Raw genomic sequence first — 24,054 nt, 5'->3', positions numbered from 1 at the left:
CCTTCCTGCAACTCGAATTATTTAGAATATAAAAAAATAATTGACTGACAGCGTCAAATATCGTTATATAATAAAATAAATAACGGTAGTGGTGTTTACCTTCATTACGCTTATCATGCCGTTGTCATTTTTTCCGCAAGACTTGATATCTGGCGGCGCATATAATGATCCGCTTACTACGCGAATAATGAAACGCATTCGCAATAGCGCGTGTTTTTACTATAGAGCATAGTAGTGTTTCTGATTAGCCATATTAATGATGTGGTTATAATGTTTTTTATTCTGTGATTAACGTCATAGAAAGTATTTATTTTGAATATTTTTAAGGTTATTGATTCTTATTATTATTTGAGACCTTTATTACTCAATATTAATGAGGGTCTCTAAAGTATAAATAAAGGTAACTCAATGAATATGGTGAAATAAAATCAAGAACCGTTAATGGTGATTCTTATTTTGGCGAGATTGTTTTTTTAAAATGAGGAAATATCAAGCCGGCGATATTCGTTTTTTTGATTTATACCGGCATAACCGAATATAAGATAGCCGATAAAAAATGATATAAACCCTAATTCATGAAGAATCTTTCAAGATAAAGAATAATGGACTGCATGGCGCGGTCAATTTTTGCTTTCCCTCCACCGGCGAAGAGAAAGCAAGTCCAGCATCTTTCATGGGTTAGCTGTTCCTCCCCCTGACAAGAGGGAGGACGGGAAGGGATTATGAATGGCAAATTGCTTAATGTTGTGTCAGCAGGGTTAGCTGACTTTAGCCACCTGGTGGCGGTAGGTATCCAGCCACTCGCTGATGCGCTGTTTCTGCGTTTCACTCAGCAGCATACCCAGTTTGGTCCGACGCCAAATGACATCATCCAGCGTAATGGCCCACTCTTTTTCCACCAGATAACGCAATTCCGCTTCATACAGGTCATGACCAAAATTCTCGCCCAATTCGCTGATCCCGTTGGTATTCGCAAGAATCAGTTCGCTGTTTGAGCCGTATGTGCGGCTGTAACGGCGCGCCAGCGCTTCCGGCACGTTAAAGCGGCGACGCAGCGCGGCGGCGTAATCTTCACGTGTACCGGCGATATCCCCGCCTGGCAATACCGCATTCTTGGTCCAGGCTTTACCAGCCTGAGGATAGTATTTTTGCAGCTTATCCAGCGCATGCTCCGCCAGCTTGCGGTAGGTCGTCAGCTTGCCGCCAAATACGGAGAGTAATGGCGCCTGACCGTTGTCATCTTCCACCGACAGCGTGTAATCACGGGTGATGGCCTGCGGCGAATCCGATTCATCATCACACAGCGGGCGGACACCGGAATAGGTCCAGACGATATCTTCACGAGTAAGTTGCTTCTTGAAGTGATCGTTATACACGTCCAGCAGATAGCTGACTTCGTTATCGTCGATCTTCACATTATGCGGATCGCCATGATATTCCACATCGGTGGTGCCGATGATCGAGAACTCATCCTGCCACGGGATCACAAATACGATACGGTGATCTTTGTTTTGCAGAATATAAGCCTGAGGCTGGGTGTGTACTCTTGGCACCACGATGTGGCTGCCTTTGATGAGGCGAATGCCGTACGGTGATTTTAACCGCAAACCGTCATCAAAGAACTGCTTCACCCATGGACCAGTGGCGTTAACCAGACCTTTGGCGCGCCAGGTGAACGTCTCGCCCGTGAGTGAGTCAACGGCTTCCACGATCCACAGGCCCTGTTCGCGGCGTGCGCTGACAACGTTGGTACGCGTGCGAACTTCGCCGCCGCGTTTTGCCACTTCCTGCGCGTTCAGTACCACCAGTCGCGCATCGTCAACCCAGCAGTCCGAATATTCGAATCCACGAGTCAGTTCCGGCTTCAGCACGGATTCAGCACCGAATTTCAATCCTTTACTGGCGGGCAGACTGACGCGCTTACCAATATTGTCATACATAAACAGACCGATGCGAATCATCCAGGCCGGACGCAGATGCGGCTGGTGCGGGAGACGAAAGCGCATCGGGAAGATGATATGGGGAGCCATTTTGAGCAGCGTTTCACGTTCGGAAAGCGCCTCGCTGACCAGCCGGAATTCATAGTGCTCAAGATAGCGCAAGCCGCCATGAATCAATTTGGAACTGGCGGAGGAAGTGGCGCAGGCCAGATCCTGCGCTTCCAGCAGCAGGACAGATAATCCGCGCCCGGCCGCATCTGCGGCGATGCCTGCACCGTTAATACCGCCGCCGATCACGATCAGATCTTTGGTTTCCACGTTTCTTCCTCCACCGTCAAAATAAACAAAATGTTCGATTTCGAACATTATAGTAATCGAAAACAAACAATGCAGCCAATAGTTAACCAAATAAAAACATTTATGCGTGATGAAGATAACAATTTGACGTTGGCTATCGATAAAAGAAGGGAGCGTGTCATACCCGTCGTCTTGCAAGCTTGCAGGTACGCTGGCCGTGTTACTCGACCTGTTTTTGGGTTTCGCCCGTAAAGAGCCAACGCGTTGCGTTGTTCAAAATGACAACGTTTTGTCCTGACGCTTGAAATTTATTGGGTATATAAGGATAAACTATTTTTGAATAAACCATTGTTAACTTAATTTTTAATGGTATAACAAATGCAGGCGTCTATATATTTATAATATGCTGAGTTTATTGTGATCAGGCGCGTTAGCCGTTTTTTAACGATCTTTGATAATGATTCCTATCGGCCAAAACCCGTTATTTAATATAACTCGTGGATAACTATTGCCTATAATGAAAAATCTGTAATTGGTTGAAAATATTTAATTATTTTTATTTTCCGGGGCGGATATAACCAATATAAGAGTTTTGACTGATCATGCCACGAATCCAATTAAATAAGGCAGTAAATAGAGACATACCGAATGATGGCGAGTCATCAGCGCGGGGCCTGCGGTTTGGGTATGGCTCAATTCTGGGAAAAGTCACATTATTTATTGTTGTCGGCATTGTTTTTTCTTATGTCATCGGCGCCGCAGCGGGCTGGATGATCGTAGACAGAAGCTCGCAGGAACAATGGCGACGCCAGGCGGAAATGAACGCCCATATTACCAGTTATATTATTCGCAGTATTTATACGTCGATTACTGTGAATGTGAACGAGTCGGGTCAGGTTGTCAGAATCGTAACCGATCGTTTTTTAGGCGATGATGAATACATCCTTGAGACGGGGTTCAATCCTGCCGATGTGTTGGCGATGGCGGCGACCCAAACGCGTAATGATGTCTGGCTTTTCCGCTATACGGAACAAGAAGGATTTATCAGCATAACGAATGCGGACGGCGTTGCCGGCGGCAGTATGCTCGAATCCGAAGCGGGGAAAGCCATAACGCCCGAGGCGCTGGGAAACGCATTCTCCGGTTTTATCCGCATTGAACAGCAGGTGTATTTTGCCAGCATTCTTCCGGTATTTACGCCCTCCGGCAACATCCTTGGCGCGATTGTGAGCAGCATCGGCGGGAAACCGGATCTCTATAAAATCCACAATACGCTATTGCGCCATTCTCTATTTGCCCTGCTGGCGATATTGATCGTCACGGGTTTTATCATCATGCTCCCCGTGAAACAGTTTTTTTATTCAGTACCTGTGCTTATCCAGGCGGTGACCCGCATTGCGCAAGATGACACGGGCAATATCACGCCCTTTCTGGAGAGAAATGATGAAATCGGCCGTCTGGCGGCGGCGATCGAGAAGCTGAGGCAGGCCGTGGTTGAACGGGAATATCTGCAACAGGTGAAAGAAACGGCGCAGAAAATGGAATATATGGCGCACCATGATTCCCTGACCGGTTTGCCAAACCGCACCTTTTTCAGTCTGGCGCTTGATACGGCTATTGCGAAACTGATGTCGAAGGGCGTGCATTTTAACCTGCTGCTGCTCGATCTCGATCGTTTTAAGGCCGTCAATGATACGTTCGGCCATGCCGCTGGCGATGAACTGTTGATCAACGTTAGCTCACGCATCACCGTGCTGCTTGGAAGCGATGATTTTATCGCCAGACTGGGAGGAGATGAATTTGCCGTGATCCAAATGGTGCGGCGTAGACAGGTGCTGGAGGGACACCTGCTGGCCGAACAGATTATCAGAGAGATTGTTTCGCCTTTTTATTACGACGGCAACGAAATGCATGTCGGCATAAGTATCGGTATTGCCTGCGCCCCTTTGTATGGCGATACGGCCCGTGTCCTGATGGAGTGCGCCGATCTCGCGCTGTATACCTCTAAAAATACCGGGCGAGGTAATTACCATTTTTTTGAATTTGGCATGACTATGTCGAATTCGCGTCATAATCGCCATGACTGGGATATCGAGGGTGGGATTGAACGCGATGAGTTTGAGCTTTATTACCAGCCATTGTGTCGCGCCGATCGAACAATCGTCGGCTATGAAGCATTGATTCGGTGGCGTCATCCCGAACATGGGTTATTGTTGCCCGATGCGTTTATTGAGCTGGCGGAAAAATCCGGGCTGATCGTCAAGCTGGGTGAATGGATTATCCGACGGGCCTGCGCCGACGCCGCGTCGCATATGGATGGTCGGTTTGTATCGGTGAACATATCGGTTGTTCAGCTTAACCGCTCCGGACTGGTGGAGATCCTGGCCTGCGCATTGGCAGAAAGCGGCCTGCCGCCTTCCTGTCTGGAAATTGAGGTGACGGAATCCGTCATGCTGGATCGTGAGGTTGCTCTGCCGGTGCTACAGGCGATCCGCGGGCTGGGGATCGGCATCGCGCTGGATGATCTGGGAACGGGCTACGCCTCGCTTGATTGCCTGACTGATTTTCCTTTCACCAGAGTGAAGCTGGGACGAGGGTTGATAGCAGGTCTGGCAGAGCGTGAAGCGAACCAGATTATCGTCAGTACGATTATCGGGCTGGTGCAGTGCTTAGGGATGGAAGCTGCGGCGGAAGGGGTGGAAACCGACCAGCAGCGGCAATGGTTAATCAGCGCCGGGTGCCAATATATGCAAGGGGCGCTTTTGGGGAATACCGAGCCAATCACCAGCGTGGCGCGGAACCACTTTCGACCCATTCAGATCTGAATCATTGGTTAGTGAAGGCAGGGATGATATGCAGAGACAAAGAACGAGGTTTTTCTGTGTTGTCGTGATTTGGTATCGCAATTGGCGCACTTTTGTCAGGCTGGGCGCGATGATTGCGATCGTTTGTCTGCTTCCCTGGCAGTTGGCTGGGGCGGTGAGTCCGCCAGGCAGTGAGAGCACTCTGACAAACATTGCGGCAACCAAAACGATAAAGCTCGGGCACCGTACCGATGAGCTCCCTTTTTCTTATGTGGTGAACGGCAACGCGACGGGTTACTCGGTCGATCTCTGTTTGCGAATTGTTGAGGGGATCAAAACGTATCTGAAGCTGAATGAGATTCATATCGTGTTTGTTCCGGTGACGACCGCCACGCGTTTTCTTCTCATCAGAAACGGGGGGATCGATCTTGAATGCGCAGCGACGACCAACAGCGCCGAACGGCGCAAGATGGCCGAGTTTACTTTTCCTCATTTCGTAACGGCCACGCGTTTTGTGGCGAAGACAAACTCAGGGATTAACCATATCGGCGATTTGGCCGGGCGCAGCGTGTCGGCAGCGACCGGAACGATTAACGTCGGGCAACTGATTGCCTTGAATCACCGTCTGAGACTCAATATTTCCATTATGTTGAAAAAAACCAATGAGGAAGCGTTCGCGCAGGTTGCGAACGGCAAAGCCTCGGCTTTTGTGATGGATGATATTCTGCTGGCCGGGCTGATCGCTTCTTCCCCCAGCCCGGCGGATTTTGTGATTTCAGAAGATGCATTAAGCCGGTCTGAGCCCTATGGTATTCTGATTCGGCCGGGCGATCTGGCCTTCAAACGCGTGGTGAACGCGGAACTGCGCACTATTTTCACCGATGGCGAAATTGATGACATTTATGCCAAATGGTTCCTTGCTCCCGTCCCGCCAGACGGAATAAACCTGAATTTTCCTATGCCTCCGCACCTTAAGTCACTTTTTGCCGATCCGAAAGAGTATTTAGACTAAAGGAGAATGATGTATGCGTGAACGTGGTAAACGCTTATACCGTACTTTTCTTTCTCTGCTACTGCTGTTAGCTATCGCGGAAAGCAGCCTGGCGCGTGCCGAACTGTCTATTTCAACGCTGGAACGAATTCGGCAAACGGAAACTCTGCGCATCGGTTACGGTATTACACCGCCTTTTTCCTATGTCGGCCCTGACGGACGCATCATAGGTTATTCCATCGATCTGTGTGAGCGGGTAGCGCAAGCGCTACAGGCGCAGCTTGGGCTGAAGCGGCTTAATATAGAATATGTGTTTCGCACGCCGAGCAACCGTGTGCAGTTACTTAATAGCGGGGCCATTGATATTGAATGCGTGGCGAGTACCAATAATGCCGAACGTCGCCGTAGCGTTGCGTTTACCCACAGCCACTTTTTCGTTACCACTTATTATGTCGCTCTGGCTAAAAATAACCTGCGCACGCTGACCGATCTGCGTGGAAGGAGCGTTAGCGTCGCATTGGGTACGGTGAACGTCAGCCAGATCACCCAGGTTAACCGGGAAAAAATGCTGAATTTGTCCATTGTCGCGGTTGATACGCTCCAGAAGGCGTTCGATTTGGTCGGTCAGGAAAAAGTGTCCGCTTTTGCTATGGATGATATTCTGCTCTATACCATGATTGCCGCATCCCCCAATCCGCAGGATTATACGATCTCTTCCGAGCCGGTGAGTGAACAGATGCCCTATGGTTTTATGGTGCGCCTCAATGATGACGATTTCAGAGAGGCCGTTAATACGGCGCTGCGCAATATTTATCGCAGTGCCGAAATGAACAGTATCTATTCACGCTGGTTTACTCAGCCGATACCCGGCAAGGATATCAATTTACAATGGCCGATGAGTGATAGCCTGAAGGCGCTTACCATTACCGCCGAATAAACGCTATCGTGGGATCAGGTGAATGGTAAATCATCGTTCACCGTCAAACTCATCAATCTTTTTCCCTGAGATCCCAGGATTGCCGTCCGCCGAATTCAACGGCCGGCATGATTTCACCGTTGCCCGTAATAAGCATTGGGACCGTGTTTGCGGCTGAAGTGCTTATTCATCAGATAATCGTCAATCGGATGCAGGTGCGGATTAATCGAACAGGCTATCCAGGCCATTTTCGCCACTTCCTCCATTACCACCGTATTGTGGACCGCTTCGTCGGCATCCTTGCCCCAGCAGAAAGGCCCATGCTGATAAACGATGATCCCCGGTGTATGTAACGGATTGCCGTCGCCGAGCGTTTGGGCAATCACTACGCCGGTATTTTGCTCATAGTCTGCTTCCACTTCCTGTGGCGTTAGCGGTCGGGTACAGGGGATATCACCATAAAAATAATCGGCATGGGTCGTACCCAGCGCGGGGATCGCCAGCCCGGCCTGCGCCCAGGCGGTCGCATGGGTGGAATGAGTATGAACGATCCCGCCTATTTGCGGATAGCGGCGATACAGTTCCAGATGGGTGGCGGTATCGGAAGAGGGGCGGTAGTCGCCTTCCACCACCGCTCCCCGCATATCAACCACCACCATATCGTCCGGGCGCATAACCTCGTAGGCGACGCCGCTGGGCTTGATGACGATGACCTGGCGCTGCCGGTCGATGGCGCTGACGTTGCCCCAGGTATAAGTCACCAGACCGTGGCGCGGCAGCGCCATATTCGCATCAAAAACCTGCTGTTTTAGCTGTTGTATCATGTGACTTCCTCCACCAGCAAACCGGCCTGGGCCATCTGCTGTTTAACCCAGTCGCGTGCGGCGGTGACTTCTTTGACCGGGTCGGGTGACGTTTCACTCCACATTTCGATCAGATAGGGGCCGCAGTAGCCGCTTTCCTTGAGCGTGGTAAAACAGCGTGCGAAATCAACCACGCCGGTGCCGAACGGCACATTTTTAAAGACGCCGGGGCGGGTATCTTTAACATGCACCGCCACGATATGGCCTTTCCCCGCTCTCAACTCCATTTGTACGTCGTTATCCCAGGCGGAAAGATTGCCGATATCCGGGTAAAGCTGGAACCACGGATTATTGAGGTAGTTGGCATAGCCCAATGCTTTACTGATGGAGTTCATTAACGGGTAGTCCATGATTTCCATCGCTAGCGTGACCTGCGCTCGGCTGGCCATTTCCACGGCCAGTTGCAGACCGTGGCGAAAACGTTCCCGGGTGAGGTCGTTCGCTTTCTGGTAGTAAACATCGTAACCGGCGAGCTGAATGACGCGAATGCCGACATCCTGTGCAAGACGGATCGCCTTGAACATGATTTCCAGCCCCTGATTGCGGGTGTCGTCATCTTCCGAACCCAGTGGGAAACGCCGATGGGCGCTCAGACACATCGACGGAACCCGGACGCCGCTGATGGCAATCGCGTTCACCAGTTCCAGGCGTTGCTCACGGCTCCAGTCAAGACGCGCCAGTCGGCCATCGCTTTCGTCTACTGACATTTCAACAAAGTCAAAACCCAGCGTTTTCGCCAGTTGCAGACGCGCCAGCCAGTTTTCACCCGGCGGCAGTGCTTTTTCATAAATACCGAGCGGAACGGTTTTCGTGAGCATGAGATCACCTTAACCCCAAAGCTGGGCGATACTGTGTTTGAATTCACGCGCTGCTGCTACCGGGTCCGCGGCATCGCGAATACTGCGGCCGGCGATAAACACATGGATAGGAATACCTTTGAATAAAGGCAAATCTGCCAGCGCCAACCCACCCGTTACGGTCACTTTGAAGCCCATATCCGCCAGACGTTTAATGGCGATAATGTCGGCCTCGCTCCAGGCAATTCCCGCGGCTTGCGCATCCCGGCTACGGTGATACACCACCTGCTGGACGCCGATATCACGCCAGGCCTGTGCTTGTTCCCATGTCCAGAAGCCAGTCAATTCAATTTGAACATCGCCGTTGAATTCGCGTGCGACCGCCAGTGCGCCGGCGGCAGTGTTAATATCCGCACAGCAAATGACGGTGACCCAGTCTGCATTGGCTTCAAAACACATGCGCGACAGAATTTTTCCGGCGTCGGCAATTTTTGCATCCGCCAGCACAATCTTGTGCGGATAAAGGGATTTCAGATCGCGCACGGCGCGAACCCCTTCGCCAACGCACAGGATGGTGCCGACTTCAATAATGTCCACTTCTTCGGCAATCAATCGGGTGGTCTGATAGGCATCAGCCAGCGTCTGGTTATCCAGCGCAACTTGTAACATCGGTAAATGAGACATCAGTAAACTCCTCAATCAGCATGCCGCCGCGGCGGTCTGGTCAATCAGATTCAATACATCCTGCTCGGTGCGGCAGGCGCGCAGGCGGTCAAAATTGGCTTCATCTTCAAACAGATTGACGATTTGCATGATGCCCACTTCCTGATGGGTGGTGGCATCAACGGCCGCCATGGTGATCAGTATGTCCACCGGGTCGTTGTCTTCATGATTGAAGATCAGCGGCGTTTTCAAGGTGACCAAGGCAAAGCCGGTTTTTTTGACGCCCTCTTCCGGGCGGCCATGAGGCATGGCGAGTCCGGGCGCGATAACGAAATAAGGGCCGAATTGTTTTACGCCGTCCAGAATGGCCTGGTAGTAGCGCGGCTCGACGACATCGGCCGCGACCAGCAGATCAACCCCGATTTTTACCGCTTCCTGCCAGGTACTGGCTTCGGCCTGCAAGCGGATGGAACGATTTTCCGCCAATGAATCACGTAGTTTCATCGTCGCTCCCTATTGCTTTAAGTCCGCCGGAAAATGCGCTTTGATGACGTCCAGCAGTTTTGGGCCGAAGTCAGCCGCGGAAAGCATATTGCGTACGCCGACGACATATTTATTGCCGCTGACGGTGATCTCATCGGCAACGTGAGTAGAGGCAATGATGATGTCCGCGCCGCTCAGCTCAGCCTTGTATTCACCGACCGCACAGCTATTCAGGCTATGATCGATTCCCTGTTCGGTCAGAAATTGGCCGACTTTCATTTTCATGATCATGGAGCTGCCTTGTCCGCAGCCGCATACCGCCAGAATTCGTACCGTCATGATGGTTTCTCCAGAATCAGTTCACGTGAGTTTCAGTGAGTTTCTTTTCCGCATCTTCTTCCGCGCGCAATGTCCGGCTGGCAAAGACCATGTAAATCAGCGCAATGACGATGACGACGCTCATGAACCACAGACCAAATGTCAGCCCCTGCATTAACGGCGGCGCCAGAATCGACCAGTCCGCCATGCCCATCCAGGCGCTCAGCCCGGTCAATTTTACCGCCCAGACACAGCCGAAGATTTCGATCATGCCCATGACCAGACAAATTTTCGTCGCCGCGCGCCAGCCGCCGAAATGGTTGGCGAATACGCCGATGGTGGCGTTAGAGAAGAACATTGGAATGAAGCCGGGAATGATCATGATGGGGGAGCCGATACCGATCAGGATGCCGATGGCGATCAACTGACCGATGGTGCCCCACATGAACCCCCAGACCACGGCATTGGGGGCAAAGCTGTAGATTGCCGCACAGTCGATAGCCAATACCGCACCGGGGATCAATCGTTGGGATATGCCGTTAAAGGCTTCAGAAAGTTCGGCAACGAACATCCGCACGCCTTGTACGATGATGAAAATGGCGACGGCAAACTGAAAGCCGGTTTGCAGGATATAAATGCTCCAGTGGGTTTTCCCTGCCATTTGCTGCACGATGTCCAGACCGAAAGAAAGCAGGATCGCGCCGAAGAATACCGTCATGACAATCGCGGTGGAGACAATGTTGTCATGGAAGATATTCAGCCAGCCCGGAAGTTTCAGATTTTCCACGCTCTCTTCTTTTTTTCCCAGATAGGGCGCGAGCTTATAGGCAATCCAGGAGGCGAACTGCTGCTGGTGTCCGATGGAGAAACCGCAGCCGTCCGTTACCGCCTGCGTCGGTTTGTACATCATGTTTGCGGTAATGCCCCAGTACAGGGAAACCAGCACGGCGCTACAGATGATGGTGGTCCACATCGGATAGCCGAGAATATAGAAGAACACGGCGAGCAGCCCAGCCTGTTGGAACATGATATGGCCGGTGAGCATAATGGTGCGGATGCCGGTGATCCGGCGCAGCAGGACGTAAACAATGTTCAGCGCCAGCGCCAGCAATACCGCATAGCCGACCCAGCTATAGGCGTCGCCCATCCGTTCGATGGTCGCCATCATGGAAGCATAGGTATCTGAGATGGCGCCGCTGATGCCATAAACTTCAGACATTTTAGCGACGACCGGTTTGAAAGTGCTGGTCAGAATTCCGGAACCTGCCTGCAACAGCATAAAACCAATGATCGTTTTGATGGTGCCTTTAATGATGACGGTGGCGCTTTTACGCAGCAGTAAATAACCGAGAAACGTCACAATCCCCAGCAGCAGCGGGGCATTGGTCATGACCTGATTAAAGAAAATCGTAAAGATATTATAGAGGGTTTCCATAAGCACTCCGTTCGGCTTTTGGTCATCCTGTTACGCGCCGTTTCCGAAAAGGCTGGCGCGGTCAGGCATTTTTTGTAGGGCGCATTCACTCTACCAATCACTAATAATCACCAAAAGACATTTTTTGATTATTTGTGAGAAGCTTCGCAATTATCTTTTTTTGCTTGTCAATATTCTCGTATTATCAATTGGTTTTTTATTTTTATTGTTTATATTCATATAGTTATTTATTTATTGAAATAATTTTAAGGAGACGGGACACCGGGTTGCTGTCTGAGCCATGGGAAATTTCGTGATAATGTCACGATTGTCATCGCGATAAAACGGTGATATTTTCTCACAATAAAATCATATATTGTCATTTAGTGATTTTATTTTGATTTCAAAATTTGATAACGCACCAACATGTCGATGACGAGGTTCACACTATGAGTAAAGTCGAGAGCATTACCCGAGAGTCATGGATTCTGAGTACCTTCCCGGAGTGGGGGACCTGGCTGAATGAAGAAATAGAACAGGAACAGGTCGCACCGGGTTCATTCGCCATGTGGTGGCTGGGCTGTACCGGTATCTGGTTAAAATCTGAGGAAGGGGCGAATATCTGCGTGGATTTCTGGTGCGGGACCGGTAAACAGAGCCATGCCAATCCGCTGATGAAATCCGGCCACCAAATGCAGCGTATGGCGGGGGTGAAGAAATTGCAGCCCAATCTGCGTACCACGCCGTTTGTCCTTGATCCCTTTGCCATTCGTCAGATTGACGCCGTGCTGGCAACGCATGACCATAATGACCATATTGATGTGAATGTGGCCGCGGCCGTGTTGAAAAACTGTGACGGCAATGTGCCCTTTATTGGTCCGGAAAGCTGCGTGAATATATGGATCGGCTGGGGTGTACCGCGTGAACGCTGCATTGTGGTGAAACCCGGCGACGTTATCACTATCAAGGATGTTGAAATTCATGCGCTGGACGCGTTTGATCGTACCGCATTGATTACGCTGCCCGTTGAGGAAAAGGCCGCGGGCGTCTTGCCGGACGGCATGGATAAGCGCGCGGTGAACTATTTGTTCAAAACGCCGGGCGGTAATCTCTATCACAGCGGCGATTCGCATTATTCCAACTATTACGCCAAGCATGGCAATGAACACCAGATTGATGTGGCGTTGGGCTCCTACGGCGAGAACCCGCGCGGTATTACCGATAAGATGACCAGCGCCGATATATTGCGCATGGCTGAAGCGTTGAACACCAAGGTGGTGATCCCTTTCCACCATGATATCTGGTCGAATTTTCAGGCCGATCCGCAGGAAATCCGGGTGCTGTGGGAGATGAAGAAAGATCGGCTGCAATATGGTTTTAAACCGTTTATCTGGCAGGTCGGCGGCAAGTTCACCTGGCCGCAGGATAAAGACAAGCTGGAGTACCACTATCCGCGCGGGTTTGAGGATTGTTTTACCATGGAGCCGGATTTGCCGTTTAAATCCTTCCTGTAAAAACATCAGGGCGGGACGCCATTCTGTCATTCGGACATGATCGGCTCGCCCTGGTTCTTCCGGCCTGAACGGGCGCGGACCTTATCTGTTTTTGCACCCATCGTCATGTATTGATGATATCCCGTGCGTACTTTTGATAAGTTATGATTCAAATTACCGGAGGTGCTCATTATAATCGGTATTCAGTATCCATTTAGCGGGGCAAGCATGACTGAATCTCAGCGCCATAATGCCATCATTGATTTTCTGCAACGACAAGGGCAACTGACGGTTGCCGATCTGATCAAGAACTTTGACGTCTCTCCAGCCACAGCAAGACGCGATATCAACAAACTTGATGAGTCAGGTAAGTTGCGGAAAGTTCGCAATGGCGCTGAAGCGGTGAATGTCCCCCGGCCAACCTGGACCCCGCTCAACATTTATCAGGCGCAGAATCTGGATGAGAAAATGCGTATCGCCAAAGCGGCGGCACAGCTGTGCCGCCCTGGCGAAAGCGTGGTGATTAATTGTGGCTCGACCGCATTTTTACTGGGGCAGGAGATCTGCGGCAAAGACGTGCAGGTGATAACCAACTACCTGCCATTGGCGAATTACCTGATTGAACAAGAGCACGACAGCGTCGTCATCATGGGCGGGCAATATAATAAAAGCCAATCCATCACGTTGGCGCCGCAGGAAGGCGACGCCAGCCTGTATGCCGGGCACTGGATGTTCACCAGCGGTAAGGGGCTGACGGCGGAAGGCCTGTATAAAACGGACATGCTGACCGCGATGGCGGAGCAGAAGATGTTGCGTTATGTCGGTAAGCTGGCGGTGGTGGTGGACAGCAGCAAGATTGGCGAACGCGCCGGGATGCTGTTCAGCCGGGTGGAGCAGATTGACGTGGTGATTACCGGTCAGCAGGCTAACGCACAGATTATCGAGCAGCTGCGTGAACAGGGCGTGGACGTGATATTGGTGTGATGAGCGGGTTTTCGGTATTGCCCCGCAACTTGTCTGGTTTACTCTGCCGCCTGTCAGGTTACAATAATGATCCTTGTGATTAACGTGGTTGTAACGCCTGATGGAACAATTTGAAGCGATTGATATAGAAAAAGCCTATTCCCGTTGGCAACAGGGGGGCATTGTCGTCGATATCCGCGATCAGCAGAGTTTTGCCGTTGCTCACGTACCCGGCGCCACACATTTGACTAACGAAACGCTGTCAGATTTTGTTCGCGAAGCCGATTTTGCAACGCCGGTGATGGTGATGTGCTATCACGGGATCAGCAGCCGCAATGCGGCGCAGTATCTTATCAGTCTGGGCTTTGAGTCGGTATTCAGCATTGACGGCGGCTTTGAAGCCTGGCAAAACCGTTACCCGCAGGATGCTGAACAGGGTCAGGCCTGAACAGGCAGGCCGTTTCCTGTATTTATTTCTCTGCTTATCCACGGCTGTTTTTGAATACCTGAATGATGCTTTTGGCCTGCATGATGACAACAATCAGAAACAGCACGGCAAGGAAAGCGGAGATCGGACGCTCCACAAAGGCAATCAGATTGCCATCTGACTTCAGCAAGGAAGACAGCAGACTTTTCTCAAACATCGGCCCGAGCACCATACCCAGGATGACTGGCGCAATCGGGTAGTGATATTTCTGCAAGAAATAACCCACAATCCCCATCACCAGCATGACCACCACGGATGCCATGGAGTTGTTCATCGCGAACGCTCCGACGATGCTGAATACGATCACCACCGGATACACAATATCTTTATTCACGGAGATCAGGCGCTTCAGGAAGTTCACCACGATCATGGCCAGCGGCAGCAGCGCGAGGTTGGCGATAAAGAACAGCATGAAAATGGCGTAGAGTTTTTCCGGGTGGAAGATAAACAGGGAAGGCCCCGGTTGCATATCTTTCATATAGAGTACGCCGATCACAATCGCGGCCACGGAATCACCGGGGATGCCGAATACCAGCGTGGGGATATAGCTTCCCGCCAGGCTGGCGTTATTGCTTGATGAGGCATTAATAACGGCCTCTTCCGAACCCTTGCCATACTTTTCCGGCTGGCGGGAAAACTTTTTCGCCACCGCATAAGAGATCCATGCCGCAATATCGGCGCCCGCGCCGGGGAGTACGCCAATCAACGTGCCGATGGCGCTACTGCGAACAATACCCACCCGGTTCTTTTTCAGTGAAGGACCTATTCCCGATAGGATATTGAATGATGATTTTTCCGCTGGCGGCGGCGCGGCGCTGGCTTGTTGCACGCTGTCACGGTGGCGGCTGGCGTAATATTCAATCGCGTTGGCGATAGCGAACATGCCTATCATGGCCGGAATAAAACTGATCCCTTCCAACAGTGCGACGTTGCCGAAAGTGAAACGCGGTTGTCCGGTGAACTCATCATAGCCGATGGTGGCTAAAACCAGTCCCAGCAGGAGCGCCATCAGGCTTTTGACCACATATTGGCCTGAAATCAACGTTGAACAACTGAGCCCGAGCAACGCCAGCCAGGTGTATTCAAACGAGCTGAACTTCAGGGCGAAGGAGGCCAATAACGGCGATGCGAACGTCAGCACAATGGCGCCAATGATGCCGCCGATCACCGAGGTGCTCAGGCCGAGTCCAAGTACGTGGTTGGTTTTTCCCTGTTGGCTCAGCGCATAGCTGTCATCCACATACGCCGCAGAGGCGGGCGTCCCCGGAATACGCAGCAGCACACCGGGTATATCTCCGGCGTAGATGGTGGATGCGCCAACCGAGATCATCATGGCCAGCGCGGGAATAGGATCCATGAAAAAGGTGAAAGGAACCAGCAGGGCGACGGCCATGGTGGCGGTCAGACCGGGTATCGCGCCGACAAATAAACCGAACAGGCCAGCGGCGAAGATGGCGATGATGGCGTTCAGGGTAATGTATTCACTGGCGTTAATCAGGATATCCATCGTCACACGTCCTTAAAAAATACTGCCGGAGGGAAGTGGCACTAATAATATGTTGGAAAACAAATAGTAAATGCCGCTTGAAAGCCCCACGGCGGCCACGACAGCAATAACTTTGTGTTTGGACAGAAAGAGCGCGAGCAGGCTGGCCATAATGATGCTGGTTGTTAGAATAAATCCTAATAATTCAACGAAATAAATATAGAAAACGACAGTGAGCGCCACCAGACATACGCTCGTGATTTCATGCCTTTTGGCGTCTGAAGGCTGGCGATGTTCTTTTTTTATGGCGGGCGTCTGGTCCGCCATAAGCGACGTTGAAAAACGCTCCCGACGTTTTGTTAACCGAACGGTTGTCAGATCCAGAATGGATAGCAATACGAGCAGGCAGCCGAGGATGGCCGGCATAAATCCTGCGCCGAAATCGGCCACATCGCCGAGTTGAATAAAGGCATAAGCGGCAACGCTTGCGCCGAACAGCAGGAAAAGCAGCGGGAGTAATAAAGATAACTTCGGCATGTTTTTCAGGCGCCATTTTCATGGCGCCTGCCTGTTTTATTTGTCGTCGGAAAGTAGGCTTCCAAACTGAGCGTCTTCTTCCTTCATGAATTGATAAAGGTCGTCACCGTACAACGCGCTGACTTCAAAACCCTGATTGTTCGCAAATTTTTGTAGTTCGCCGGAGTCATAAACCTTTTTCATCGCGTCGGTCAGTTTGTCGGTGATCTCTGGAGGCAGGTCTTTCGGAGCAGACAGCACGTTCCACGTTGTCAGCGACCAGTTATACGGCGTTGCCTGATTGAAAATGGGGATATTGGCATAGAGCTCGGAAGCCTGATTGGACATGATGGCCAGATGGCGCACCATACCGGCATCTACCATGCTCTTGGCTTCGCCGGGTGAAGAGGTCACAAAATCAACCCCTCCGGAAACCAGCTCTTGCAGCGCGGCGCTGGCGCCCTGTGAGGGAATATATCGGACGGCATTTTCCGGCAGATTGGCGCTTTTCAGCATTCCCAACGTATTGAGGTGCCAAACGGATTTCAGACCGCTGCCCGACGCGCGTAATTTACCCGGCTGCTGCTTAATGGCATCGATTAACTGGTTGGCATCCTGATAAGGCGAATCCTTGGCAACCTGTAGTCCGCCGTAGATCACCGCCAGTCTGCTGATGGGGGTGTAATCCTGATAGCTGAGATTCGTCATTTTCTGGTGGTGCATCATGGCGATTTCCACCGTCACAATACCCAATGTGTAGCCATCCGGTTTGGCGCGGTTAATCGCATCATGGCCGACCACGCCGCTACCGCCGGTGCGGTTGACCACATTGACGTTCACGCCAAATTCTTTTTGCAGACCCTGGGCAACCAGACGCGCCACCGTGTCGGTATTCCCGCCTGCGCCCCAGGGGACGATAATCGTGATTGGTTTTTCCGGCCACGCCGCGAGGGCGGAGCAGGAGAGCAAGAGGGTACTTAACGCCGTTAACCGAATGAGTTTCATAATCGGTGTGTCCTTCTCGTAGAGGTATGAGGGAAAGGGGGGATTAGTTCATAAGATTTATTTTGTTTTGGTAATGTTCTGTGCCGCTACGGATTTGCTCGAGGATCACAGCCAATCCCCAATATTTCTCCAGCACGTCATCTTTATTGACCCGGCAGTAAGCGCTGCCGAAGGTTCCCTGATGTTGGTGATAAATTTTTGCATTTTTGGGATAGCCCAGGGTTTCTGTCACTGCTGCAAGCGAAAGAAAGGTTGCCAGTTCCTGAGCCAGTTTGGAGTGGCTTTTATGGTGATGGTAAAGCCAGCTATATAATTCAGGGTGGAAATTGGTGAAGACGCCGCTGAAGCCTTTGGAGCCGGCTTTCATGGCATCAAAAGCAATCGCCGCGTTGGCATTGATGATATTCAGCGGCGTGTCGGCAACCAGTTTGACCCGGCGTGTTACCGTTGGCAGATCGCAACTCACATCTTTCAGCACCACAAAGCGGCCGGTATTGGCGCAGTAGCACAGTTCATCATCGCTCAGCAAACGGCGATAGGGCGCCGGGCACTCATACAGACCTAAAGGCATTGACGCTGGCAACGCGGCCAGCAGGCTGTTCAGCGTGGCGTAAAATGTGTCGCTGCCCTGGTTTTCCGGGTCCAGATGATTGGTCACCAGCACCAGCGCGTCGATGCCGGTTTCGGCCATTGCCGTAAGTTCGCGGATCTGATCGTCCAGACCGTCGCTGATATGCCCGGAAGCAATCACCGGGATGCGGCCTGCGACTTTATCCACTACGAAACGCGCCAGATCCACGCGCTCCGGCAGGCTGAGGAACAGCATCTCGCTTGACTGGCAGACGGCAAACAGCGCATCGACGCCTTTTGCGAGATACCAGTCGATAAGCTTTTCCAGACCGGGATAATCAATGTCGTTATTTTCGGTAAACGGGGTCAGCATGACTGGGACAATGCCGTCGATATTTTTCATTGTTTACTCCTGACGGAATGAAATTATGAGTAAATTCTATTGGTTAGCGGTCAATGTTGTGACATCCTGACCTTGACCTGTCGGTGCTCCGGCATATTCGCGGCGCCCTCACGTTCAACGGCCAGAGAGGCGAAGGCGGAAGCGTAGGTCGCGGCCTGAACCAGATTTTGTCCGTTGGCGATGGCGGCCGCTAACGCGCCGTTAAACGCATCGCCCGCGCCGGTAGTATCAATACTGAGAGCTGGAAAAGCCGGAATATGCTGGAACTGTTTGCCCTCAAGCAGCAACGCTCCCCGCGCGCCCATGGTAATAATCACGCACCTGGCGCCCAGATCGGCAATTTTCTGCGCCGCCATTTTCGCGCTGTCCAGATCGTGGACATCGATTCCGGACAGCAGCGAAGCTTCAGTTTCATTTGGCGTGATGACATCGAGATATTCCAGATAAGGCAGAATGTCGCTGGAATAGGGCGCGGGGTTGAGAATGACTTTTTTACCTAATGTGTTAGCCAGTTTCATTGCGTTCAACGTGGCGGAAAAATTGTTTTCCAACTGGAGCAGCAGTACATCGGCGTGGGCGAGTTCCGGCGTGATGGCGGCGACTTCATCTTCATTAATCGTTTGGTTGGCGCCGGGATGAATGGCAATCATGTTTTCGCCATTCTGTTGCGAAACATAGATGATGGCGTTACCTGTCGGCTCCGTTTCGGACTGATAAAGCGTAAACGAAAGAATCTCTGAAGACGCGAGGTGGTCATAGGCAAACTGGCTGAACTGATCCTTGCCTACTTTGGAGACAAAATGGACGCGCGATCCTGCCCGGCTGGCTGCCATCGCCTGATTCGCGCCTTTTCCGCCCGGCCCCAGCGTGCTGCCCTGCGCCATCAGCGATTCGCCTCCTTTAGGGAAACGCGCCACCTTGGCGACAATATCGACGTTAAACGATCCCAGAATACAAACCTTGCCGTTCATCCTGTTTCCTTTGTTTGTTACGCCTGGCGGCCGGGGTTGCTTTCCCAGCCGCTTAAGCAGAACCTCAAAGTTCTCACCGCTTGTCGTGATGAGTTCGGACTGTAAGCTGCGACGTGTAACGATTGCGCCACCGTGGCAGCGTTGAATCAGGTTCATGCGCGCCAGCGCATTCAAATCACCGCGGATGGTTTCTCTGGACACGGCAAATTCCTTAGCCAGAAATTCCACGCTTGCCCGCCCGTGTCTGTCCAGGTAGGTAAGGATCCGATTTCGCCTTTCTTCGAGAAACATAACTCCTCCCTGTTTATGGCAAGAGAGTAAAGTAGTCCCGTTGATTAAAAAGTGACTGATGTCATAGGAAACAAGCCGAAACGGAAGTAAACAAAAATAAGTAATTTGGTTACCAAAAAGGGAGTGAAATGATTTAGCGTTGTTATGTTGAACGGGGTTTTGGATGAACGGCATGACCCCCATGGTGGTGAAAACATATTCTCGCGCACTCATCCTTGCGGATATGTGATATTTTTACGCGCAATCCGTCCACGACACTGTGATAAATCAACTATGGCAATTCGAGTTATCGCGCTATCCAACCCACGTCTGGCTCAGGCCTTTGTGGATTACATGCATACGCAGAGCGTCAGTCTGGAAATGCGTACCACGGGACAAGAAGCCGAGCTGTGGCTGGCAGATGAAACTCAACTGACGCAGGTGCAGCAGGCGTTGGATGTTTTCCTGCATGACCCGCTTAATCCCCGCTATCAGGCGGCAAGCTGGCAGGCGGGCTCAACCGGTTCCGGCATTCAATACCGGCGTTTTTCTTATCTGCAAACCCTCAAACAACAGGCGGGACCGCTGACGCTATCGATCATGATTATGTCGGTTGTGGTTTTTACGCTGATGCAGATTTCGGGCTACGAGCGAGTGATGACGCTGCTCGCATACCCGGACGCCGGGCAGGGGTGGCAACTGTGGCGTTGGTTCAGTCATGTCTTGTTGCATTTTTCCGTCTTGCATATTTTGTTCAATCTGATGTGGTGGTGGTATCTGGGGGGGCCGGTCGAAAAGGTGCTGGGCACCCGTAAGTTACTGGTGATTACCCTGGCGGCCTCGCTGGTCAGCGGTTGGGCGCAGTCGTGGTTCAGCGGCATCTACTTTGGCGGATTGTCCGGTGTGGTGTATGCCCTGATGGGCTATGTCTGGTTGCGGGGAGAAAGAGAACCCGGCGGCTATTTGTCTATGCCGCGCAGCCTGATGGCGTTTGCGTTACTGTGGCTGATAGCCGGATATTTCGATATTTTAGGTATGTCGATAGCCAACGCGGCTCATGTCGCAGGGTTGGTAATCGGGTTATTGATGGCCTTTTGGGATACTTATAATAAAACGAACCCCCGGTAAATCCGGACATGTTAGGGGATGAACGTGAAGCAAACACAACGACATGACGCCATTATTGAATTGGTCCGTCGTCAAGGTTATGTCAGTACGGAAGAACTGGTCGATCATTTTGCGGTCAGCCCGCAAACGATTCGCCGCGATCTGAACGATCTGGCCGAGCAGAATAAAATTCACCGCCACCACGGCGGGGCCGCGTTGCCTTCAAGTTCGGTGAATACCGCCTATCATGACCGTAAAATGATGTGGTCTGATGAAAAAGCGCGGATTGCCCGCCGGGTCGCAAGCCAGATCCCGGACGGCGCCACGCTGTTCATTGATATCGGCACCACGCCGGAAGCGGTGGCCTATGCGCTGATGCAGCATAAGGGTTTACGCGTCGTGACTAATAACCTGAATGTGGCGACGCTGCTGACGGGCAAAGAGGATTTTCGTCTGATTCTGGCGGGCGGGGAAGTGCGTACCCGTGATGGCGGCATTATGGGCGAAGCGACGCTGGATTTTATCTCTCAGTTTCGTCTGGATTTCGGTATCTTGGGCATCAGCGGCATTGACATGGATGGCTCATTGCTGGAGTTTGACTACCATGAAGTGCGTACAAAGCGCGCTATTATTGAAAACTCGCGGTGTGTCATGCTGGTGACGGACCATTCCAAGTTTGGCAGGAATGCCATGGTAAATCTGGGCAACATGGATTTGATCGACTATCTTTTTACCGATCAACTACCACCGCCCAGCGTGCAAAAAATTATCGAACAACATAAGGTGCAGTTGGAGTTGTGCTGATCCAGAGGTGCCTTTTCCGTGATGGATCAGAAGGGGAGAGGCACCATGTCATTGTTTTCATCTGCGCAATCTTTTTCATTCAATGCATCCCAATTCGCCGCCTCCTTACTGCGCCAGCGGCAATATTTCGGGGTCGCCTCCCTCACGCTGCTGACCCCGGAACAACGCTGGCGTACCGTCAGCGTGGCGCTGGCTGAGCAACTGGCCGCCCAGCCCGTTCTCCCCGCCTCTCACGCCGCATCATCCGAGTCGCCACCGTTGCGCCATGTTAATTACCTGTCGATGGAGTTTCTCCCCGGTCGTCTGACAGGCAATAACCTGCTGAATCTGGGCTGGTACGACGATGCCGCGGCGGTACTGGCCGAACAGGGGATTAGCCTGAGTGATGTGCTGGAGCAGGAAAGCGATCCCGGTCTGGGCAACGGCGGTCTGGGGCGACTGGCTTCCTGCTTTCTGGATTCCATGGCGACTGTCGGACAGCCCGCCACCGGCTATGGTCTGAATTATCAGTATGGGCTGTTCCGTCAGCATTTTTCGCAGGGGCACCAGCAGGAAACGCCCGATGACTGGCATCGCGATAGCTATCCATGGTTTTTCCAACGGGCCGGGCTGGCCGTGGATGTCGGCTTTGGCGGAAAACTGCAAGAGCATGATGACGGTAGTAAATCATGGCTGCCTGATTTTATCTTTCGGGGGGAAGCCTGCGATTTGCCGGTGATTGGCTATCGCAATGGCATTGCGCAGCCGTTGCGTCTTTGGCAGGCGACCCATTGTCACCCGTTTGACCTGACGTTGTTCAACGAAGGACGCTACCTTAAAGCCGAGCAGGCCGGTATCGCCGCCGCCAGTCTGACCAAAGTGCTGTATCCGAATGATAACCATGCGGCAGGTAAACGTCTGCGCCTGATGCAGCAATATTTTCAATGCGCCTGTTCCGTGGCCGATATCCTGCGCAGGCATCTGGATGCGGGAAGAAGTCTGCACGAACTGCCCGATTACGAAGTTATTCAGCTTAACGACACCCATCCGACGTTGGCGATCCCTGAGCTGATGCGTCTGCTGCTGGATGAGCACAAGCTGAGCTGGGACGAGGCCTGGTCGATAACCGGACGCACATTTGCCTATACCAACCATACGTTGATGCCGGAAGCGCTGGAGCGTTGGGATGAGCGCCTGTTCGGCCGGCTTCTGCCTCGCCACCTCTCCCTCATCCGGCAAATTGATGCGTGGTTCAAAACGCAGGTTGAAAACGTGTGGCCGGGCGACAGGCGGATTTGGGCGAAAGTTGCGATTCGCCACCAGCGGCAAATCCGGATGGCCAACCTGTGCGTGGTGAGCTGCTTTGCGGTCAATGGCGTGGCGGCGCTGCATTCTGAACTGGTGGTAAAAGACCTGTTCCCGGAATATCACCACCTGTGGCCTGCAAAATTCCATAACGTCACCAACGGCATAACCCCCCGACGCTGGCTGAAACAGTGTAACCCCGCCCTGTCGGCGCTGATTGATGAGACGTTGCAGACGGAATGGGTCAACGATTTGCCTGTCCTACAGGGGCTGGAACCCTACGCCGAGGATGCCGGATTCCGTGAACGTTACCGGCAGATCAAATATGACAACAAAGTGCGGCTGGCGGATCATCTTAAGCAGCATTATGGCGTCATACTCGATCCAAATGCGCTATTTGACTTGCAGATTAAGCGGTTGCATGAATATAAGCGTCAGCACCTGAACTTACTGCATATTCTTTCGTTGTATCGTCAATTGCGCGATAACCCGCATCTGGATATAGTTCCGCGCGTCTTTCTGTTTGGCGCAAAAGCCGCACCGGGCTATGTGCTGGCAAAGAATATTATCTATGCCATTAACCAGGTGGCGGAGAAAATCAATCGGGACCGCCGCTGTCACGATCGCCTTAAAGTGGTGTTTCTTCCCGACTACCGCGTGTCGCTGGCTGAACGGATGATCCCCGCCACCGACGTGTCTGAGCAAATTTCGACGGCAGGTAAAGAAGCGTCCGGTACCGGCAACATGAAACTGGCGCTGAATGGCGCACTGACGGTGGGAACGCTGGATGGCGCCAACGTTGAAATGGCTCAGCAGGTTGGCGCTGAGAATATGTTCATCTTCGGTCATACGGTGGAGCAGGTAAAAGCCTTGCAGGCTCAGGGGTACGATCCGTCGGACTACATTGAAAAAACGCCGTTATTGCGTGAGATATTGGCTGAACTGGCCAGTGGCGACTTTAGTCAGGGAGATAAGCAAGCGTTTGCACCGTTATTGAATAGCCTGTTGAAAGCGGGCGATCCCTATATGTTAATGGCTGATTTCGCCCCGTACTGTCAGGTACAGCAGGATGTGGATGCACGATACCGGGAGTCGGATGAATGGACGCGTCGTTGCGTGCTTAATACCGCCAGAATGGGGATGTTCAGCTCTGATCGGGCAATTCGCGACTACCAGAAGCGCATTTGGCAAGCGTGTCGTTAAGGAAAA

Annotated in this window: 21 protein-coding genes; 9 read left to right on the top strand and 12 right to left on the bottom strand. The window is 52.0% G+C overall.

All coding sequences use genetic code 11. The features are described 5' to 3' along the window. Window positions 1-758 precede the first annotated feature (758 nt). A complete protein-coding gene (glpD, locus tag B4923_RS12970) occupies window positions 759-2,258 on the bottom strand; it encodes a glycerol-3-phosphate dehydrogenase (protein ID WP_109054784.1) in 1,500 nt (499 codons plus the stop codon). 581 nt (window positions 2,259-2,839) lie between these two features. Between glpD and B4923_RS12965 the strand changes: the two genes are divergently transcribed. The 3 genes from B4923_RS12965 (at window position 2,840) to B4923_RS12955 (ending at window position 6,969) form a co-directional block, all read left to right on the top strand. Beyond that, window positions 2,840-5,062 carry a bifunctional diguanylate cyclase/phosphodiesterase gene (locus B4923_RS12965; RefSeq protein ID WP_109054783.1) on the top strand — a complete coding sequence of 741 codons (2,223 nt, stop codon included), beginning with the start codon at window positions 2,840-2,842 and terminating at the stop codon, window positions 5,060-5,062. Window positions 5,063-5,171: 109 nt separating this feature from the next. Further along, on the top strand, window positions 5,172-6,053 hold the full coding sequence (locus B4923_RS12960) for an amino acid ABC transporter substrate-binding protein (protein WP_109054782.1): 882 nt from the start codon (window positions 5,172-5,174) through the stop codon (window positions 6,051-6,053). Window positions 6,054-6,066: 13 nt separating this feature from the next. Continuing rightward, window positions 6,067-6,969 (top strand): amino acid ABC transporter substrate-binding protein, encoded by a 903-nt coding sequence (locus B4923_RS12955; protein ID WP_109054781.1) that lies wholly within the window; start codon window positions 6,067-6,069, stop codon window positions 6,967-6,969. Window positions 6,970-7,082: 113 nt separating this feature from the next. Here the strand turns inward: B4923_RS12955 and B4923_RS12950 are convergent, their stop codons facing one another. From B4923_RS12950 to ulaA, 6 genes are read right to left on the bottom strand one after another with little or no spacing between them, the layout of a single operon-like run. Next, complete coding sequence (locus B4923_RS12950) at window positions 7,083-7,769, bottom strand: L-ribulose-5-phosphate 4-epimerase (protein ID WP_109054874.1); 687 nt, start codon at window positions 7,767-7,769, stop codon at window positions 7,083-7,085. Further along, window positions 7,769-8,629 (bottom strand): L-ribulose-5-phosphate 3-epimerase, encoded by an 861-nt coding sequence (locus B4923_RS12945; protein ID WP_109054780.1) that lies wholly within the window; start codon window positions 8,627-8,629, stop codon window positions 7,769-7,771. The genes B4923_RS12950 and B4923_RS12945 overlap by 1 nt, the downstream gene beginning before the upstream one ends. Before the next feature lie 9 nt (window positions 8,630-8,638). Beyond that, window positions 8,639-9,292 carry a 3-keto-L-gulonate-6-phosphate decarboxylase UlaD gene (locus B4923_RS12940; protein ID WP_109054779.1) on the bottom strand — a complete coding sequence of 218 codons (654 nt, stop codon included), beginning with the start codon at window positions 9,290-9,292 and terminating at the stop codon, window positions 8,639-8,641. Window positions 9,293-9,307: 15 nt separating this feature from the next. Further along, window positions 9,308-9,775, bottom strand: a complete 468-nt coding sequence (ulaC, locus tag B4923_RS12935; protein ID WP_109054778.1) for a PTS ascorbate transporter subunit IIA — start codon at window positions 9,773-9,775, stop codon at window positions 9,308-9,310. Between the two features lie 9 nt (window positions 9,776-9,784). Beyond that, window positions 9,785-10,093, bottom strand: a complete 309-nt coding sequence (gene ulaB, locus B4923_RS12930) for a PTS ascorbate transporter subunit IIB (protein WP_109054777.1) — start codon at window positions 10,091-10,093, stop codon at window positions 9,785-9,787. A gap of 16 nt (window positions 10,094-10,109) precedes the next feature. After that, window positions 10,110-11,507, bottom strand: a complete 1,398-nt coding sequence (gene ulaA / locus B4923_RS12925) for a PTS ascorbate-specific subunit IIBC (protein ID WP_109054776.1) — start codon at window positions 11,505-11,507, stop codon at window positions 10,110-10,112. 428 nt (window positions 11,508-11,935) lie between these two features. Here ulaA and ulaG point away from each other — a divergent pair, with 428 nt between their 5' ends. The 3 genes from ulaG to glpE all read left to right on the top strand — a co-directional run bounded on the left by ulaG (window position 11,936) and on the right by glpE (window position 14,390). Next, window positions 11,936-13,000, top strand: coding sequence for an L-ascorbate 6-phosphate lactonase (ulaG, locus tag B4923_RS12920; RefSeq protein WP_109054775.1), 1,065 nt, complete (start codon window positions 11,936-11,938; stop codon window positions 12,998-13,000). Between the two features lie 207 nt (window positions 13,001-13,207). Then, a complete protein-coding gene (gene ulaR, locus B4923_RS12915) occupies window positions 13,208-13,963 on the top strand; it encodes an HTH-type transcriptional regulator UlaR (RefSeq protein WP_109054774.1) in 756 nt (251 codons plus the stop codon). 100 nt (window positions 13,964-14,063) lie between these two features. Beyond that, entirely contained in the window at window positions 14,064-14,390 is a 327-nt protein-coding gene (glpE, locus tag B4923_RS12910; protein ID WP_109054773.1) for a thiosulfate sulfurtransferase GlpE, read from the top strand. Between the two features lie 34 nt (window positions 14,391-14,424). On the opposite strand, the gene B4923_RS12905 is transcribed toward glpE, so the two are convergent. From B4923_RS12905 to rbsK, 5 genes are read right to left on the bottom strand one after another with little or no spacing between them, the layout of a single operon-like run. After that, window positions 14,425-15,936, bottom strand: coding sequence for a tripartite tricarboxylate transporter permease (locus B4923_RS12905; protein WP_109054772.1), 1,512 nt, complete (start codon window positions 15,934-15,936; stop codon window positions 14,425-14,427). A gap of 12 nt (window positions 15,937-15,948) precedes the next feature. Beyond that, the gene (locus B4923_RS12900) at window positions 15,949-16,452 is read right to left on the bottom strand and encodes a tripartite tricarboxylate transporter TctB family protein (protein WP_109054771.1); all 504 of its coding nucleotides are present in this window, start codon (window positions 16,450-16,452) and stop codon (window positions 15,949-15,951) included. 36 nt (window positions 16,453-16,488) lie between these two features. After that, window positions 16,489-17,436 (bottom strand): tripartite tricarboxylate transporter substrate binding protein, encoded by a 948-nt coding sequence (locus B4923_RS12895; protein ID WP_109054770.1) that lies wholly within the window; start codon window positions 17,434-17,436, stop codon window positions 16,489-16,491. Between the two features lie 43 nt (window positions 17,437-17,479). After that, a complete protein-coding gene (locus B4923_RS12890) occupies window positions 17,480-18,409 on the bottom strand; it encodes a dihydrodipicolinate synthase family protein (protein ID WP_109054769.1) in 930 nt (309 codons plus the stop codon). Window positions 18,410-18,459: 50 nt separating this feature from the next. Next, window positions 18,460-19,671, bottom strand: a complete 1,212-nt coding sequence (gene rbsK, locus B4923_RS12885) for a ribokinase (protein ID WP_109054768.1) — start codon at window positions 19,669-19,671, stop codon at window positions 18,460-18,462. Between the two features lie 273 nt (window positions 19,672-19,944). On the opposite strand from rbsK, the gene glpG reads away from it, so the two are divergent. The 3 genes from glpG to malP are packed head-to-tail and all read left to right on the top strand — an operon-like array spanning window position 19,945 to window position 24,048. Further along, a complete protein-coding gene (gene glpG / locus B4923_RS12880; protein WP_109054767.1) occupies window positions 19,945-20,778 on the top strand; it encodes a rhomboid family intramembrane serine protease GlpG in 834 nt (277 codons plus the stop codon). Window positions 20,779-20,802: 24 nt separating this feature from the next. Beyond that, a complete protein-coding gene (locus tag B4923_RS12875) occupies window positions 20,803-21,561 on the top strand; it encodes a DeoR/GlpR family transcriptional regulator (RefSeq protein ID WP_109054873.1) in 759 nt (252 codons plus the stop codon). Between the two features lie 45 nt (window positions 21,562-21,606). After that, a complete protein-coding gene (malP, locus tag B4923_RS12870; RefSeq protein ID WP_170116056.1) occupies window positions 21,607-24,048 on the top strand; it encodes a maltodextrin phosphorylase in 2,442 nt (813 codons plus the stop codon). Window positions 24,049-24,054: the final 6 nt, after the last annotated feature.

Origin of the sequence: Brenneria roseae subsp. americana (genome assembly GCF_003115815.1) — a bacterium.
Lineage (GTDB): Bacteria > Pseudomonadota > Gammaproteobacteria > Enterobacterales > Enterobacteriaceae > Brenneria > Brenneria roseae.
The sequence above is the reverse complement of the archived record's forward strand: the minus strand, read 5'-3'. Positions and strand labels throughout refer to the sequence as shown.

Bases quoted from the DNA above. Each gene is read 5' to 3' on its own strand.
- B4923_RS12965 (WP_109054783.1), top strand. From the start codon at position 2,840: ATGCCACGAATCCAATTAAATAAGGCAGTAAATAGAGACATACCGAAT.
- B4923_RS12960 (WP_109054782.1), top strand. From the start codon at position 5,172: ATGATTGCGATCGTTTGTCTGCTTCCCTGGCAGTTGGCTGGGGCGGTG.
- B4923_RS12955 (WP_109054781.1), top strand. From the start codon at position 6,067: ATGCGTGAACGTGGTAAACGCTTATACCGTACTTTTCTTTCTCTGCTA.
- B4923_RS12945 (WP_109054780.1), bottom strand. From the start codon at position 8,629: ATGCTCACGAAAACCGTTCCGCTCGGTATTTATGAAAAAGCACTGCCG.
- B4923_RS12940 (WP_109054779.1), bottom strand. From the start codon at position 9,292: ATGTCTCATTTACCGATGTTACAAGTTGCGCTGGATAACCAGACGCTG.
- ulaC (WP_109054778.1), bottom strand. From the start codon at position 9,775: ATGAAACTACGTGATTCATTGGCGGAAAATCGTTCCATCCGCTTGCAG.
- ulaB (WP_109054777.1), bottom strand. From the start codon at position 10,093: ATGACGGTACGAATTCTGGCGGTATGCGGCTGCGGACAAGGCAGCTCC.
- ulaA (WP_109054776.1), bottom strand. From the start codon at position 11,507: ATGGAAACCCTCTATAATATCTTTACGATTTTCTTTAATCAGGTCATG.
- ulaG (WP_109054775.1), top strand. From the start codon at position 11,936: ATGAGTAAAGTCGAGAGCATTACCCGAGAGTCATGGATTCTGAGTACC.
- ulaR (WP_109054774.1), top strand. From the start codon at position 13,208: ATGACTGAATCTCAGCGCCATAATGCCATCATTGATTTTCTGCAACGA.
- glpE (WP_109054773.1), top strand. From the start codon at position 14,064: ATGGAACAATTTGAAGCGATTGATATAGAAAAAGCCTATTCCCGTTGG.
- B4923_RS12905 (WP_109054772.1), bottom strand. From the start codon at position 15,936: ATGGATATCCTGATTAACGCCAGTGAATACATTACCCTGAACGCCATC.
- B4923_RS12900 (WP_109054771.1), bottom strand. From the start codon at position 16,452: ATGCCGAAGTTATCTTTATTACTCCCGCTGCTTTTCCTGCTGTTCGGC.
- B4923_RS12895 (WP_109054770.1), bottom strand. From the start codon at position 17,436: ATGAAACTCATTCGGTTAACGGCGTTAAGTACCCTCTTGCTCTCCTGC.
- B4923_RS12890 (WP_109054769.1), bottom strand. From the start codon at position 18,409: ATGAAAAATATCGACGGCATTGTCCCAGTCATGCTGACCCCGTTTACC.
- rbsK (WP_109054768.1), bottom strand. From the start codon at position 19,671: ATGTTTCTCGAAGAAAGGCGAAATCGGATCCTTACCTACCTGGACAGA.
- glpG (WP_109054767.1), top strand. From the start codon at position 19,945: ATGGCAATTCGAGTTATCGCGCTATCCAACCCACGTCTGGCTCAGGCC.
- malP (WP_170116056.1), top strand. From the start codon at position 21,607: ATGTCATTGTTTTCATCTGCGCAATCTTTTTCATTCAATGCATCCCAA.